Below are 13,898 nucleotides of genomic sequence, written 5' to 3'. Positions count from 1 at the left end.
AGGATATTTTAGCACTCTTCTCATTGATTAGCAAGCTGTGGTCTTACTACTTCCCTCTTACTTCTGCTTTTGAGCCACCAACAAGCTGACATCCACGGTAATTTCGCTGAGTCCTTGCGCCAAAGCAGTGGCAATACGTTCTGCACTCGCCCCCCACTGTAGCGGCGTCATGGCCAAAAGTTGCGGGAAAAGCGCCGGTGTTAGCGGGAAGGTATAGTTCACCTTAACTTCTTTAGCATCTGGATAATGCTTAAAAAAGAGTTCTCTTACCTTAGCATTACTGTAGCGGTGATGTTGGTCATTAACATCGGGGTATAATAAGCGCCGTAGCTGTCCCAAGTAATCAGCCCCAGGAATGACTTTTAAAAGCAAACCGTCGTCTTTTAAAACTCGGTTGAACTCTTGGTAAGCCGAAGGTGAAAAAATATCAATCATAGCATCCACACTTCGGTTCTGGTAAGGCAAATTAGCTAGGTCTGCCAAACAAAAGAAAGCGGCTAAATCATGCTGCGTCGCTAGGTTAACCGCATCTTTGGAAATATCAAACCCTAAATAACGATCGCCTTCATTATGACGCAATTGAGCCAAACGAGCCAAAGGTGTGGCTTCTCCACAACCAATATCAAGGATAATTTGGCTATCGTTAGGTAGTGCTTCATTAATAGCCTCCAAGATACCATCAAACAAGCCGGCACTCAACATTTGCCGACGAGCTTGCCACATTTCTGGACTATCATAATCGCTAGTCACGGCTCGCCTCATCAAATACAAGGTCCCCTTTTTTGATAAGTCATACTGATGACCATGGGCACAAGTTAAATGATAGTCACTCAAGTTTAAAGGCTCTTGACAATGTGGACAGATTAATAGTTGGGGATTTTGTGTCAAGAATTGAACGGCACGGTCGATTTTCTTCATTACTACCATTATTTTTCCACCTGAATGTATTGCCCCTTGACTAAATTAACCAAGTCATCGCGCTTTAAGTAAACAGAACGGCCAATTTTCCCTGCTGATACGGCAATTTTATCAAAAGCTTGAATTCTTTCATCAAAATAAATGGGAAAGCCTTTGCGGATGTTAATGCCAATTGGAGTGTTTTCCCCATGGACGTAGCCCGTGATGTTAATCAGATTTTTATTATCGGCCAAATGAAGTTGCTTTTTACCTAATTCATGGGCCACTAATTTCAAATCAATGGAATGTTCCAAGGGTAAACACACGACGACATAATCTTTCGGATCACCATTTGCTTGCAAGACAATGGTCTTGAGAATGCTGCCAGCCGGTACACCAGCGGCTTCAGCCTCGGTTAAGGCCGACGCACCTTTTTCAATCCAGTTAAATTGGTACTCTTCATAAGGAACCTTATGTTGATCTAAGATTCGTTCATCATTCGTTTTTTTAATTTTGACTTTCTTTGCCATTTCTCTCACCCATCTCGAAATTTTTCCTTATTTAGTGTAGCCAAAATCCCTTCAGAGGTCAAGCTACCTGTTTAAAGGGGTAATTTAGGATTTAAACTAAATTAAAGTAATTTCATTTGACAATTTTCGTTTCCTAGATTATTATATTTGAGGATTATGAATTCGATTCATCCAAATCCGAACATTATGCGAAATGAGGTTTAGACCTATGTTTACATCGACAGTTTTTGATTATGAAGATATCCAATTAATTCCCAATAAGTGTATCGTCAAAAGTCGCTCCGAAGTTGATACTAGTATCAAGTTTGGGCCTATGACCTTCAAGGTGCCAGTGGTCCCCGCCAATATGCAAACCGTTATTGACGAAAAGCTGGCTATCTGGATGGCACAAAATGACTACTTCTATATTATGCACCGCTTCGACGAGGATGATCGTTTCGACTTTGTTCGCCGAATGCGTGCTAAAGGATTATTCGCTTCAATTTCTGTTGGGGTCAAACCTAAGGAATATGAATTAATCGATCAATTAGCCACCGCGAAATTGACACCAGAATACATCACGATTGACATCGCCCACGGTCACTCCCAAACGGTGATTGACATGATTAAATACATCAAAAAACAATTACCAGGTACCTTTTTAATTGCCGGTAATGTCGGAACACCTGAAGGGGTACGAGAATTGGAAAACGCTGGTGCAGATGCCACTAAAGTCGGAATTGGACCAGGGAAAGCTTGTATCACCAAGGTTAAAACCGGCTTTGGGACTGGAGGATGGCAATTAGCAGCTTTACGTCTATGTTCTAAAGCCGCTAGCAAGCCACTCATTGCGGATGGTGGTATCCGCACCAACGGGGATATTGCCAAATCTATCCGTTTCGGGGCTTCCATGTGCATGATTGGCTCCATGTTTGCTGGTCACGCTGAGACGCAGGAGAAATTGTCGAAGAAGATGGTCAAAAGTACAAGGTTTATTTTGGCTCAGCTTCCCAATACCAAAAAGGACAATACAAAAACGTCGAAGGTAAGAAACTTTTGATTCCTTACCGTGGCCACATCGCCGATACTTTAAATGAAATGCAAGAAGACCTGCAATCATCCATCTCCTACGCAGGGGGGCGGGAATTAAGCTCCTTACGCAAGGTTGATTATGTCATTGTGAAAAACTCTATTTTCAATGGGGACACCCTTTAAAATTAGCCTGCTCCAGCACTTAGCTGGGGCTTTTTTATAAAAAGCGAACTTTATTTCCGTATGCTAATAATTCTTCGTCTTTTAAACAAATTAATCACTATTTTAGTTCAATCCTAATTAATTTGTTAACATTAGCTGTAAATCACCTAGAAATATGATATATTAGATAATAGACTGTTTATCCATAGGAGGAAAATTATGCGCAAATTTAAATTTTGGCGTCTTTCCGTCGGTTGGCAGATTTTAATCGGCTTAATCGTCGGGGTTATCTTAGGGGTCATTTTTAGCGATAATCAAGCTTTCATTAAACTAGCTTCAAATGTTGGTTCAACTTTTATCAGCTTGATTTCCATGGTTGTTTTACCCATTGTAATTTCGAGTTTAATTGTCGGAATTGCTAATATGGGGGACCTGCACAAACTTGGGCGTATCGGGGTCAAGACCTTAATTTACTTTGAAATTTTATCCACCATCGCCTTTATTGTAGGGATAGTCATCGCTAACGTCACTGACTTCGGTTCCATGGTTGACTTAAGCAAATTAACCAAAGCTGATATTTCAACTTATGTTAAAACCGCCGAACATACTCACTCTAGCATCGTTGATGTCCTCATGTCCATTGTACCAAGTAACATTTTTGATGCCTTAGGGTCCGGTCACATGTTACCTGTCGTCTTTTTCTCGGCCCTCTTTGGTTTAGGTTTGGCTTCTATTGGTGAACAAGGAAAAGTTGTCATTGACTTTTTGAACGCCGTAGCTGCTACTATGTTTAAGATTACAGGTTGGGTTATGCATGTGGCACCTTTCGGGGTAGCCGGTTTAATCGGACAAACCGTAGCACAATTAGGATTAGAAACTTTAAAGCCTCTATCCTTATTTATTGTTATGGCCTATATTACAATGATTTTCTTCATTTTCGTGGTCTTAGGAGTTACCTCCCGCCTCTTTGGTTTTAAGATTACCGAACAAATCGCGGTAGTTAAAGAAGAAATTATTTTAAGTTTTACCACGGCTTCCTCAGAAGTTACCTTACCTAAATTGATTGAAAAGTCAGAAAAATTAGGGGTTTCCCCTTCAATTTCTTCCTTCGTTATCCCTACGGGTTACACCTTCAACTTAGATGGTTCTGCCATCTACCAAGGTTTGGCTTCTATTTTCATCGCCCAAGCCTATGGAATTCACTTGAATTTTTCTCAACAACTAACGCTCTTATTAGTTTTAATGATGACTTCTAAGGGAATGGCCGGTACCCCAGGGGCTTCCTTCGTAGTCCTTTTAGCTTCTGTCGGGACGGTTGGAATTCCTACCGCAGGAATCGCCTTAATTGCCGGAATTGACCGGATTGTCGATATGGCCCGTACCGTGGTCAACGTAATTGGGAACGTGACAGCCACTTTAGTCATGGCTAAATCTGAAAATGAATTTGACCAGGCCACACATGATGCCTACGTCGCCAGTGTCAAAGCGAAAAACTAAATACTAGCTAAAAGAGGAACTCCAATTAGGAATTCCTCTTTTTCTTTTCATTAGTGAAAAATGATTTTATCACCCGCTACTAAACTTGGCGTCTGGGCTGGGCTCAAATAGATACCATTATGCATAATAGCCTCATCACCTGGAACATCTTGGAAGTAAAAGACCGTATGACCAATCTCATTGAGATTGGCCGTTACCAAATCCCCAACCTTAGTAATTGTATATTGACTTTGACCAAAGCTAATTTTGGTACCAACTTTGAGATAATCAGCTGGAAAGTCACCTTGGTAATTATGAATTAAGGCTACTTCCTTGATGGAATCTGGGGCATCATCTTTGAATAAAATCAAAAAATTATCTTTAGTGGGCTTAATCTTAGGCCCTACACTTTGAATCTCGATTGTGAGCATCTCTTCACCTTCTCGCATTTGATTACCTTAATTTTACCGATTTTTTCTCCGGATAACAAGTCGGGTCTCCACAGATTTCGTGCTATAATAAAGGGTAACTTATTTTTAGAAAGGGATGTCAACATGCAAGAAATTGTCTACTTTGGAACTTATACAAAAAAAAGTAGCCAAGGAATTTACCAAGCTTATTTAGATACAGAAAAAAAGTCCTTGACTACTCCTAAAGTTGTTCTTAAAACAGGTAACCCTACCTATCTACAGATTACTAAAGACAAAATCTTAGCAATTGCTAGTCGTCAAGATTTAGGAGGAATTGAAATTTACCGTAAAGCCGATGGAACACTTTTGGATGAAGCTTTAACTCCTGGACCCAACCCTTGTTATGTCGCCTATGATGCCAAACGCCATTTGGTTTATACTGCCAACTACCACAAGGCTGAAGTTAATGTCTATGCGATAGATGAAGATGGTAAGTTGAGCCTAACCGACAGCTTCCAATCCGAGGGACAAGGTCCGCGACCTGAACAAGAAAAGAGTCACCTTCACTACGCAGATTTAACACCTGATGGTCGTTTAGTCGTAATTGATTTAGGGAGTGACCGTGTCTTCACCTTTGATGTGAGTGCTAGCGGCAAGTTAGATTTAGTCGCAACTTATCAAGCTGAAGCTGGTTTTGGTCCTCGCCACCTAGCCTTTCATCCCAATGGCAAATTTGCTTACTTGACCGGAGAATTAAGTAGCCAGGTGCAAAACCTCGCCTACGACGCTCACAGTGGTCATTTTCGTCAGGTGCAAACTTTGCCCACCATCCTGCGGACTGGACTGCTCACAATGGGGTCGCTGCCATTCACCTTTCAGCTGACGGGAAGTTTGTATACCTCTCAAACCGAGGCCACAACTCCTTAGCAGTCTTTGCCGTAGATGCTCATAATGAATTAGCCCTAATTCAACACATTACTACCGCCGGTGACTTCCCCCGTGACTTTGACCTTGATCCTAGTCAAAACTTTATTATCTGTGCCAACCAAAATAGTGATAATATCACCCTCTACGCCCGGAATGTCGTTTCTGGGAAGTTAACCTTGCTACAAAAAGACCTCCTCTTGCCAGAAGGGGTCTGCGTTAAATTTGACGCCTAAATTTTAATTTTTTAAGGAGTTTTCATGTTTTCAGAAATTTACGTAACTGATTTTCACACTTTAGTTCAAGCCATCCAAGCCGGAGCCAAGAAAATCCTCTTAGGAGCGGGAAATTTAGATCAAGCTGTCACCGTCTCTAAAGGTTTTATCGCCGAAGCTAGCAAATATGCTCACGAACACCAAGCTTCCGTGACTCTCATCATTAAAGCCAAGGCCCAAGCTATGTCTACTCTGACATTGAAGCCAAAATGATGGAAGCTGATATTTTCGAAGCCCAAGCTTTGGGCGTAGATGCAGTCGCTATCGGAGCCTTAACTGATGCGGGCCGCTTAGATTTAGATCTTATGGAACAATTAAGTGCCAGCGCTGGTGGCATGCAAGTCGTAGCAAACTTTGCCGTAGATGAAATTCAGGCTGACGCTCAAACAGAGGCTTTCACTTGGTTAGCTGACCATGACTTCGATAAAGTGATGACCACAAATGCTGGTGCTTTAGCCACTAGCGACCTCTTCTACTTAGAAGTTAGTGAGCAACGTTTAACAGAAGCTTTAAGTGGTAAAACGGCTGTGATTACTACTAAAATTTAACTATATCAAAAAACTGGGATGCTCATAAACCCAGTTTTTTAGTGGTATAAATTCCAAAAAATTTGAATGGTGCCAAAATAAATTAAGGCAGATAACAAGTCACTAATGGTCGAGACTAAAGCCCCGGGAACATTTGACGCATCTTTACCTAATTTCTTAAAAATGATAGGTAACAAGCAACCAAGGACATTGGATATCGTAACCGCGATTAATAAGGCTAAACCTAAGATTAATCCAAAATCCAAATCTTGTTGCCAAATTCCCGTAATAACGGCAAATAAAATTCCAGAAAAGAATCCCACAATCAGCCCTGTCAAGGCTTCATTAGCCACCATCTTGGCAGTACTTTCTTCTTCATCATCCTTGTCAGCAATCCGAGTTGCTGACACAGCTAAACTTTGGGTCCCAGCATTCCCAGATGCCCCCATGACCATAGCAATAAAGGTCACCATCAAAGTATCTTTTTGAATTAAGGTTTGGTACCAAGAAATTACAACGGCAGTGGTTATTCCTAAAATTAATAAGCCCAGTGACCAAGGTAAACGCTTAAGGGCAGCTTGCCAAGGATTACTAGGTAAATTATCCACATCAACCCCCGCCAAACCAGAGTAATCTTGGGCTGATTCTTCATCGATAACGTCAATAATATCGTCAACGTTGATAATCCCAATCATCTTACCTTCAGGATTAGTTACCGGCAAGGCAATAAAATTATAGTCCCGAATAGTTTGGGCAACTTCTTCTTGGTCTTCTTGGACATCAACTGACATAACTGGTCGATTCATAATATCAGAAATCAAGGCATCATCATCATTGGTCAGTAAATCTCGCAGGGTTAAAACCCCTTGGAGATTTTCCTCGTCGTCAATAACATAAATATAGTAAATTGTTTCCGCATCTAGAGCTTCCTTCTTCATGACATGCAAGGCCGAACGTACCGTTTGGTTACCAGTAATAGCGACATATTCGGTGGACATAATGGCCCCAGCCGTCTTGTCTTGGTAGTGCAACATCCCACGAATTTCTACCGCCGCTTCAGCAGGGAGGAGTTCCAAGTATTGATTTAAATCCTTGGCTTTAGCATAGGCTAAAATATCGACGGCATTATCCGTATACATCTCATAAATGACATCTGCCGCATATTGAGGAATCATCTCTTTGAAGTAGTTAACTACTTGATCTGGCTCTTCTTCAATAGCATTGAACATATCCCCCATTTCCACGGGTGACAGATAGCGGTAAATCCGATTTCTCTGGGTTTCATCAAGTTCACTAAAGATTTGGGCTTGTTCATAGACGTGCAAGTCTAGGTATGCCTTGCGGAATTTACCTGCTTGTTGACTTTCTAAATAACTAATAATTTCTTCTTTTTGTTCCGGCGTGGTTAAAGTTGTTTCAGGCACATTAACCCCTCCTTTCGCTAGTTAATCCCTCCCGCTGCAATAATAGCCTGCATATCTGCTGGAAGGTCGGTAGTAACTTCCACCCATTTTTCTAATAAAGGTTGATAAAATTTTAAACGTTGACAATGTAAAGCCTGTCTCTGAATTAAAGGCGTACGCATCCCGGCATAAAAGCGATCCCCGACTAAGGGATGACCCAAAAATGCCGTATGAACCCGAATTTGATGCGTTCGACCGGTATGCAGGCGAACCCGTAAGAGTGATGCCTGATGGAGTTGCTGGGTTACAAAGAGTTCAGTACGCGCCGCTTGACCGTCAGGTCGCACTTCTCTTAACATAATGGAATCCTCTTTCCGGCCAATCGGAGCCCGGATATCATAATAATCCTGCGCCAATTGGCCTGAAGTAATGGCCACATATTCCTTTTCAATGGCATGATTTCGCAACTGCTGATCCACTAAAGAATGAGCATAGCGGTGCTTCGCCAGTAAAACTAAACCGGTAGTGTCACGGTCCAGCCGCGTCGCAATATGGGGGACTAAGCCGTGATATGAACGCACTTGGTAGTACCCCGCCACCCGGTTAACCACACTATCTAAACGATGAAGATGAGACGGAATCGAAGCCAGATGATCGGGCTTATCAAGAATCAAAAAATCCCGATCTTCATAAACTACTTTAATAGGCACAAAGGATTTAACTAAATCCGTTTTACGAGCAGTTTCCGTTGGTAAAGTCACAGTTACCTGATCACCAGAGCTTAACATGTCCACCATCCGTCCTTCACGACCATTGACGGTGTATCCCCCATTATTATTTCTGATTTGAGCCAAAAAACGACGTGAAAGTCCTTTATCTTTCAAAAAAGTCCGCACCTTGGTTGGGCCAGGTCCGTTATAAGTCCAATTAATTTCCATCTTCTTCTCCAATAAAAGCTTCTTGCACCCGATGCCAAAAATGATTGTGCCGATATTTAGCAAAACGGATTCTTTCCTTAGCAATTTTATAGCGAATTTGTTCAATATCACGGTTATAGTAACTCTTGGAATCAACGGTTAACATCAAGTCTTCCTTACGCTCCCGGCTTTCCATTAGACTCAAAGTAATCCAATCATTGGAAGCAATAATCATGGGAGAAGCCAAGGTCCGAAAAACACGGTTATTGATAGAACCAATTTCAGCTAATTGTAAAACATCCATATCCGGGTGGATAACCGCCCCACCGACAGACTTGTTATACGCCGTTGAACCAGTAGGGGTCGAAATACATAAACCATCGCCGCGAAAACGTTCAAACTTTTCGCCTCCAACATAAACATCGGTTACCATAGTAGAACTGGTTCGCTTAATAGTGGATTCATTTAAGGCTAAATAATGACTTGGTTGACGGCTTTTATAGGTTACCCAAACATCCAAGAGTGGATAAGACACTGATTGACGGTTATCAGATTGGAGACTTATCACCAAATCATCAATTTCATCATCTCGCCAGTCAGTATAAAAACCTAAATGACCTGTATGCACCCCGACAAAACGAATTTGATCTAATTGCTTACGGTAGTGATGAAAAGCCGACAAAAGGGTGCCATCGCCCCCAATTGTGACCACAATTTCCGGATTTTCCATATCCAAAATAAAATGTCGGTCACGCATCTTTTTTTCTAATTTCTCTTTGACGCTTTGGGATTTGCTCCCCGGGTTAGCATAAATCGCTACTCTCATGGCCTTTTACCTCACTCGATTTCCTTGATACTTTTTTGTTGGAATAAAGCTTGTGCTTCCTTGATTTCTCCCCGAATGGCTGACATTTCTTGATCCAGTAAGAAAGCAGCTTCAGCCGCGGTGGTCAAGCGTACTGCCAAATTTTGGGGAAATTCTCCTTGATATTTATAATTCAATGAATGTTCAATAGTCGCCCAAAAGTTCATCGCTAAAGTCCGAATTTGAATTTCAGCCTTAATTTCCTTAACCCCATCCAATCTTTGTAGTGGGTAACTAATAACGATGTGATAGGATCGATAACCACTGGCCTTTTGGTTGGAAACATAGTCTCTTTCTTCTAAAACCTGCATATCCGTCCGTTTTTTAATCATAGCGACCACTTCATAAATATCTTCGACAAATTGACACATAACCCGTACGCCGGCAATATCTTCCATCTCTTGACTTAAATCTTCACGGGCGATATGCCGCCGAATCATTTTTTCTTTAATTGAAGGCACAGGTTTGACCCGCCCCGTCACGAATTCAATCGGTGAGTGCACTAATTCTTGACGATATTGAGTGCGAAATTGGCGAAGCTTGAGCTTTAATTCAGCAACCGCCTGTTCGTAAGGTTTAGAAATTCTTCCCATGCAAATTCCATAAATTCACGCCCTTCTTAGCATCATACAGTTTCTTATTATAACACTTGTCTATCAATCATTGTAGGAAGTAAGCATATCAATTGCAAAAAAAATAAAGTTTGTTAAAGTAAAGATAGAAAATAAATCTAAGGAGGCTGAAAGATGCTTGAGTTATATCTTTTTGTCAATCCGCTCGGACAAACCTGTTATCAAGTTGAACAAGAATTGCTCCAGCTAATTCAGCAGAGTCCGACTAAAGTTAATCTACGTTTTATTCCCTTTTTAAACTTACAAACGGCCTCGAATTTAGTACAAGAAAATCCCCATCGTAATTGCCATGAACTCTCAAAGGAACTCAGCCAAGCGGCCCTAGACTATAAGGCCGCCCTTTTCCAAGGACAAAAGCGTGGCCGACAGTTTTTAATGAAAATTCAAGAAGGTTTTGCCCAATATGGCAGTTATAATCACGATTTAGTCTTACAAGCTGCCAAAGCTAGCCAACTTGACTGGGACATGTTTGCAAGTGATCGCCAAGCAGAATTTACCATTCAATCCTTCCACAAAGACCAACGTTTGGCCAACCAAATGCAAGTTAAGGCCAATCCTACGATTGTCTTGGAAAATGTTGATAATCTTGATTGTAGCTTAGTGCTTTCGATACATGAGTTCAAGGAAATCTTACCACAAATTCTACCAAGCTCTGAACCTAAGTCTTGTCAAATGAAACTCTGTACAGAACACCAAAAACATTTTAATTAAAAATGGTTACCACCTTTACTAAAGGTGATAACCATTTTTTATTTGGATAATAGCTTTTCTAATTGGTCTAAACGTTGAGCAAAGACTGCAAAAGCTTTGTCTAAGTAAGCCGCTTGGGTCATATCCACCCCGGCAGCTTGCATAGTTGCCAGTGGTGTCTGCGAGCTTCCAGACTTGAGATAAGTTAAGTAGGCCTCCGTCTTAGCTGGGTCTCCGCTTAAAATACCTTCACTCAAAGTTGTTGCGGCCGCAAAACCGGTCGCGTATTGGTAAACATAGTAATTATAGTAGAAGTGCGGAATTCGTGCCCATTCCAAGTGGATTTCAGGATCATCGGCAATTTCAGGGCCATAATATTCACGGTTAACTTGACCATAGTAGTCTGACATTGCTTGAGCCGTTAAAGGATTGCCTTGAGCATCTTGTTCATGAAGCCACTTTTCAAATTGAGCGAATTGCGTCTGTCTGAAAACCGTTCCTTTGAAACCATCTAGGTAGTGGTTAATCACGTAAGCTTGAATCTCAGGATCAGAATTATTTTCCAAAAGGTATTGAGTCAAGAGATTTTCATTGGTGGTTGAAGCAATTTCTGCCAAGAAGATTGGATAGTCCCCGTATTGGTAGGGTTGATTTTTCCTAGTCAAGTAGGAGTGCATACTATGCCCCATCTCGTGAACTAAAGTAAAGAGATTATCCAAATTGTCTTGCCAGTTCAATAAAATGTAAGGATCAGTGTCGTAAACCCCAGAAGAGTAAGCCCCGCTACGCTTGCCTTGATTTTCTACTACGTCAATCCAACGGCTATCAAAAGCCTTAGCTACTTGGTCAACATAGTCTTGGCCCAAAACCTTCAAGGCTTCTAAAGCTGTCTGTTTAGCATCTTCATAGCTAAACTTCATACTTGGTTCACCCGTTAACGGTGTGTAGATGTCATACATGTGAACTTGTTTTAAGCCTAAAACCCGTTTGCGTAAAGCAACATAGCGGTGTAAAAGTGGCAAGTGGGCTTGAGTCCGGTCCAACAAAGTATCGTAAACCGCTTCGGGAATTTCATTATTGGCCAAAGCTGCCTGTCGAGCGGAATCATACTTACGTACTTGGGCACTAAAATTGTGCGTTCGCACATGAGTACTCAAGGTTTGGGCTAAAGTATGTTGAAATTGGCCGTAAACCTGGTAGAGTTGCTTGAAGACTTTTTCTCGAACTTGACGATTACTGGATTCTAGAAGGCGACCATAAACTCCGTTAGATAATTCTAATTCATTACCTTGATCATCTTCAATGGTTCCAAAATTTAAGTCCGCATTATTCAAAGTACCAAAGATATTTTCAGCAGCTCCAAAGATATCACTAGCCCCGGCTAAAAGTGCTTCTTGGTCTTGAGAAAGGACATGAGCTCTTTGGGCCGTTAATTGATCCAAGAAACGTTGGTAATCCTTGAGCTTAACATCACTTGCGATTACAGTAGCTAAGTCCTTTTCAGGAACGGCCAACAATTCTGGTTGGAACCAGGCCGTCTTCTCGGCTACTTGAGCATAAAGCTTTTGAACCTTAGCTGATAAGGCCTGAAATTCAGCTTGACGTGTGTCTTGATCATTTTTCATGCTGGCGTAAACATACAGTTTTTCCAACTTACGGTATAAACTAAGATAAGCTTCTAAAATACTTAAGAGTTTGGCTGGCTGAGCCTTTAACTGGCCGGCTTGTTGATTAAAATCAGTGGCTAAACCTTCAACCAAGCTAAAGTCAGCATCAAAATCGGCTTGGTTCGCATAAATTCGGCTTAAATCCCACTTCAGTGCGGGAGCAATTTCTTCTCTTTGAGGAAGTTTCTTAACATCTGCCATAAATTAATCATTCCTTATCATAAGTTAATTTATCTAATATTTTACGAAACTAGGCTCTAAATTGCAAGTTAGCTAACTCAGTCTGAAACAATTGCCAGGTCAATTTCCAAAAACAATTTTGATTTATAAAAGGAGTTTGATGGCAGTGCATTTCTTGTAGAAACATTTCTGAACTCATCCTCTCTAAAAAACAATGTGCTCGCCACCAACAACTATCGCTGACATAGATGGGCGGATAGTAAAAAGGTGCTACATAAAGACTGTTCGCTGCTTGAGCAGTTTGGTGGTGGAGATAACAATAATTAGCCAATTCCTGACGTCTGCCTACCGTCCGTAAATAATTTCGCCTTTGAAGACTCCTTTCTTCATCATTCAAGGTGCGAAAGGGAAAACGCAATTTCCGCTGCATGAAGTTTCGGAGTTCATGCAAATTGGCTACCCGCTGATACATATAGCTTAAAGGAAGGCAATCAGCTTGTTGAATATTGTAGTAAAGATCAAAACACTTGGAACCAACATTCAAAAATACCAGGTAAAAACCCAGATTGTCACTATAGCGTAAAAATTTTGCCACCGCCTGACTCAATTTCCGTCTCTGCTTACTAAAAGGATGATTTTTATTTTTACCAATAAACCAGAAGTAATCTAGACCATCAGCTTGATAACCGGCAGAGCGAGCAATTAATTTTTGTACTGGCAAAGATGCACACTGAAATTCAAGTGCTATTTGGTGATTCCCACGCGTAATTAAGACGTCAGGTCTCTGCTTGAGGTCTGACAAATAAGCCTCTAACTGAGCCGTAAAACCTGCCTGCTGGCTCCATTTAAGTAACAATTGTTTTCCCCCTAAATGCATCTCGGTTTCACCTTCACTAAAAATCCGACAGTCTTGCTGTCTTTGGTGGGCAAAGTGACTACGTTTGGTTATTCCTTGGCGTAAAATCAAAGTTTGAGCACATCCCGGACAGCGGTAATGGCCATCTTTGTGCGCTTCTTGTGCTAAAATTAAGCGACCGGTCTCATCTTTTGCGTATAACATATAAAAATACCTCCTTATATATTAAATACGCAAAAAAATTAATTTTTTGACAAAAAACTAAAAAAAACCTTCCTTTAAAGGAAAGCTTCATTTAGGTCAACTACCCCTCTCTAAAGAGAGGGGCTTGCAAGGTTGAACCTTACGGTTCTCTGTTACAAGTTGCATAGATACAGACTGCATACCAGCATAGCCAGTACGTCTTACATCTAATTACCAATGCCTTTATAGTCCGCCAGTTGCCCACGGACTTGAGCCTAGTTTGATATGCTAAG

Annotated in this window: 12 protein-coding genes and 3 pseudogenes; 6 read left to right on the top strand and 9 right to left on the bottom strand. The window is 41.2% G+C overall.

Going from position 1 to position 13,898, the window contains the following annotated elements:
- Positions 1-57 precede the first annotated feature (57 nt).
- Complete coding sequence (locus JCM10991_RS06740; RefSeq protein WP_025020929.1) at positions 58-918, bottom strand: methyltransferase domain-containing protein; 861 nt, start codon at positions 916-918, stop codon at positions 58-60.
- Between the two features lie 8 nt (positions 919-926).
- Positions 927-1,427: an aminoacyl-tRNA deacylase gene (locus JCM10991_RS06735; RefSeq protein WP_023860209.1), complete on the bottom strand. Its 501-nt coding sequence runs from the start codon at positions 1,425-1,427 to the stop codon at positions 927-929.
- A 208-nt stretch (positions 1,428-1,635) separates the two neighbouring features.
- On the opposite strand from JCM10991_RS06735, the pseudogene JCM10991_RS13035 reads away from it, so the two are divergent.
- Positions 1,636-2,621 (top strand): annotated as a pseudogene (locus JCM10991_RS13035) (GMP reductase).
- Between the two features lie 198 nt (positions 2,622-2,819).
- Positions 2,820-4,097, top strand: a complete 1,278-nt coding sequence (locus JCM10991_RS06725) for a cation:dicarboxylate symporter family transporter (protein ID WP_023860207.1) — start codon at positions 2,820-2,822, stop codon at positions 4,095-4,097.
- A 50-nt stretch (positions 4,098-4,147) separates the two neighbouring features.
- On the opposite strand, the gene JCM10991_RS06720 is transcribed toward JCM10991_RS06725, so the two are convergent.
- Positions 4,148-4,507 (bottom strand): PTS glucitol/sorbitol transporter subunit IIA, encoded by a 360-nt coding sequence (locus JCM10991_RS06720; RefSeq protein WP_025020928.1) that lies wholly within the window; start codon positions 4,505-4,507, stop codon positions 4,148-4,150.
- A 123-nt stretch (positions 4,508-4,630) separates the two neighbouring features.
- Here JCM10991_RS06720 and JCM10991_RS13030 point away from each other — a divergent pair.
- The 3 genes and pseudogenes from JCM10991_RS13030 to JCM10991_RS14475 all read left to right on the top strand — a co-directional run bounded on the left by JCM10991_RS13030 (position 4,631) and on the right by JCM10991_RS14475 (position 6,233).
- A pseudogene (locus JCM10991_RS13030) lies at positions 4,631-5,646 on the top strand (lactonase family protein).
- Between the two features lie 24 nt (positions 5,647-5,670).
- Complete coding sequence (locus JCM10991_RS14480; RefSeq protein WP_051527976.1) at positions 5,671-5,898, top strand: hypothetical protein; 228 nt, start codon at positions 5,671-5,673, stop codon at positions 5,896-5,898.
- Positions 5,895-6,233, top strand: a complete 339-nt coding sequence (locus JCM10991_RS14475; RefSeq protein ID WP_081781960.1) for a copper homeostasis protein CutC — start codon at positions 5,895-5,897, stop codon at positions 6,231-6,233. The genes JCM10991_RS14480 and JCM10991_RS14475 overlap by 4 nt, the downstream gene beginning before the upstream one ends.
- A gap of 38 nt (positions 6,234-6,271) precedes the next feature.
- Here JCM10991_RS14475 and mgtE read toward each other — a convergent pair whose 3' ends face one another.
- The 4 genes and pseudogenes from mgtE to yjbM form a co-directional block, all read right to left on the bottom strand.
- Positions 6,272-7,636 carry a magnesium transporter gene (gene mgtE, locus JCM10991_RS06705; RefSeq protein ID WP_025020927.1) on the bottom strand — a complete coding sequence of 455 codons (1,365 nt, stop codon included), beginning with the start codon at positions 7,634-7,636 and terminating at the stop codon, positions 6,272-6,274.
- Between the two features lie 17 nt (positions 7,637-7,653).
- Complete coding sequence (locus JCM10991_RS06700) at positions 7,654-8,553, bottom strand: RluA family pseudouridine synthase (protein WP_023860202.1); 900 nt, start codon at positions 8,551-8,553, stop codon at positions 7,654-7,656.
- Complete coding sequence (locus JCM10991_RS06695; RefSeq protein WP_023860201.1) at positions 8,543-9,358, bottom strand: NAD kinase; 816 nt, start codon at positions 9,356-9,358, stop codon at positions 8,543-8,545. The genes JCM10991_RS06700 and JCM10991_RS06695 overlap by 11 nt, the downstream gene beginning before the upstream one ends.
- A gap of 11 nt (positions 9,359-9,369) precedes the next feature.
- Positions 9,370-10,001 (bottom strand): annotated as a pseudogene (yjbM, locus tag JCM10991_RS13020) (GTP diphosphokinase).
- Positions 10,002-10,143: 142 nt separating this feature from the next.
- On the opposite strand from yjbM, the gene JCM10991_RS06685 reads away from it, so the two are divergent.
- A complete protein-coding gene (locus tag JCM10991_RS06685; protein ID WP_023860199.1) occupies positions 10,144-10,740 on the top strand; it encodes a DsbA family protein in 597 nt (198 codons plus the stop codon).
- Positions 10,741-10,778: 38 nt separating this feature from the next.
- Here JCM10991_RS06685 and pepF read toward each other — a convergent pair whose 3' ends face one another.
- On the bottom strand, positions 10,779-12,587 hold the full coding sequence (gene pepF / locus JCM10991_RS06680; RefSeq protein ID WP_023860198.1) for an oligoendopeptidase F: 1,809 nt from the start codon (positions 12,585-12,587) through the stop codon (positions 10,779-10,781).
- A gap of 49 nt (positions 12,588-12,636) precedes the next feature.
- Positions 12,637-13,626 (bottom strand): competence protein CoiA, encoded by a 990-nt coding sequence (locus tag JCM10991_RS14470; RefSeq protein ID WP_025020926.1) that lies wholly within the window; start codon positions 13,624-13,626, stop codon positions 12,637-12,639.
- Positions 13,627-13,898 lie beyond the last annotated feature (272 nt).

Origin of the sequence: Ligilactobacillus equi DSM 15833 = JCM 10991 (assembly GCF_000615765.1) — a bacterium.
GTDB lineage: Bacteria > Bacillota > Bacilli > Lactobacillales > Lactobacillaceae > Ligilactobacillus > Ligilactobacillus equi.
Note: the sequence above shows the minus strand (reverse complement) of the source record. Positions and strands in the feature narration are given on the sequence as shown.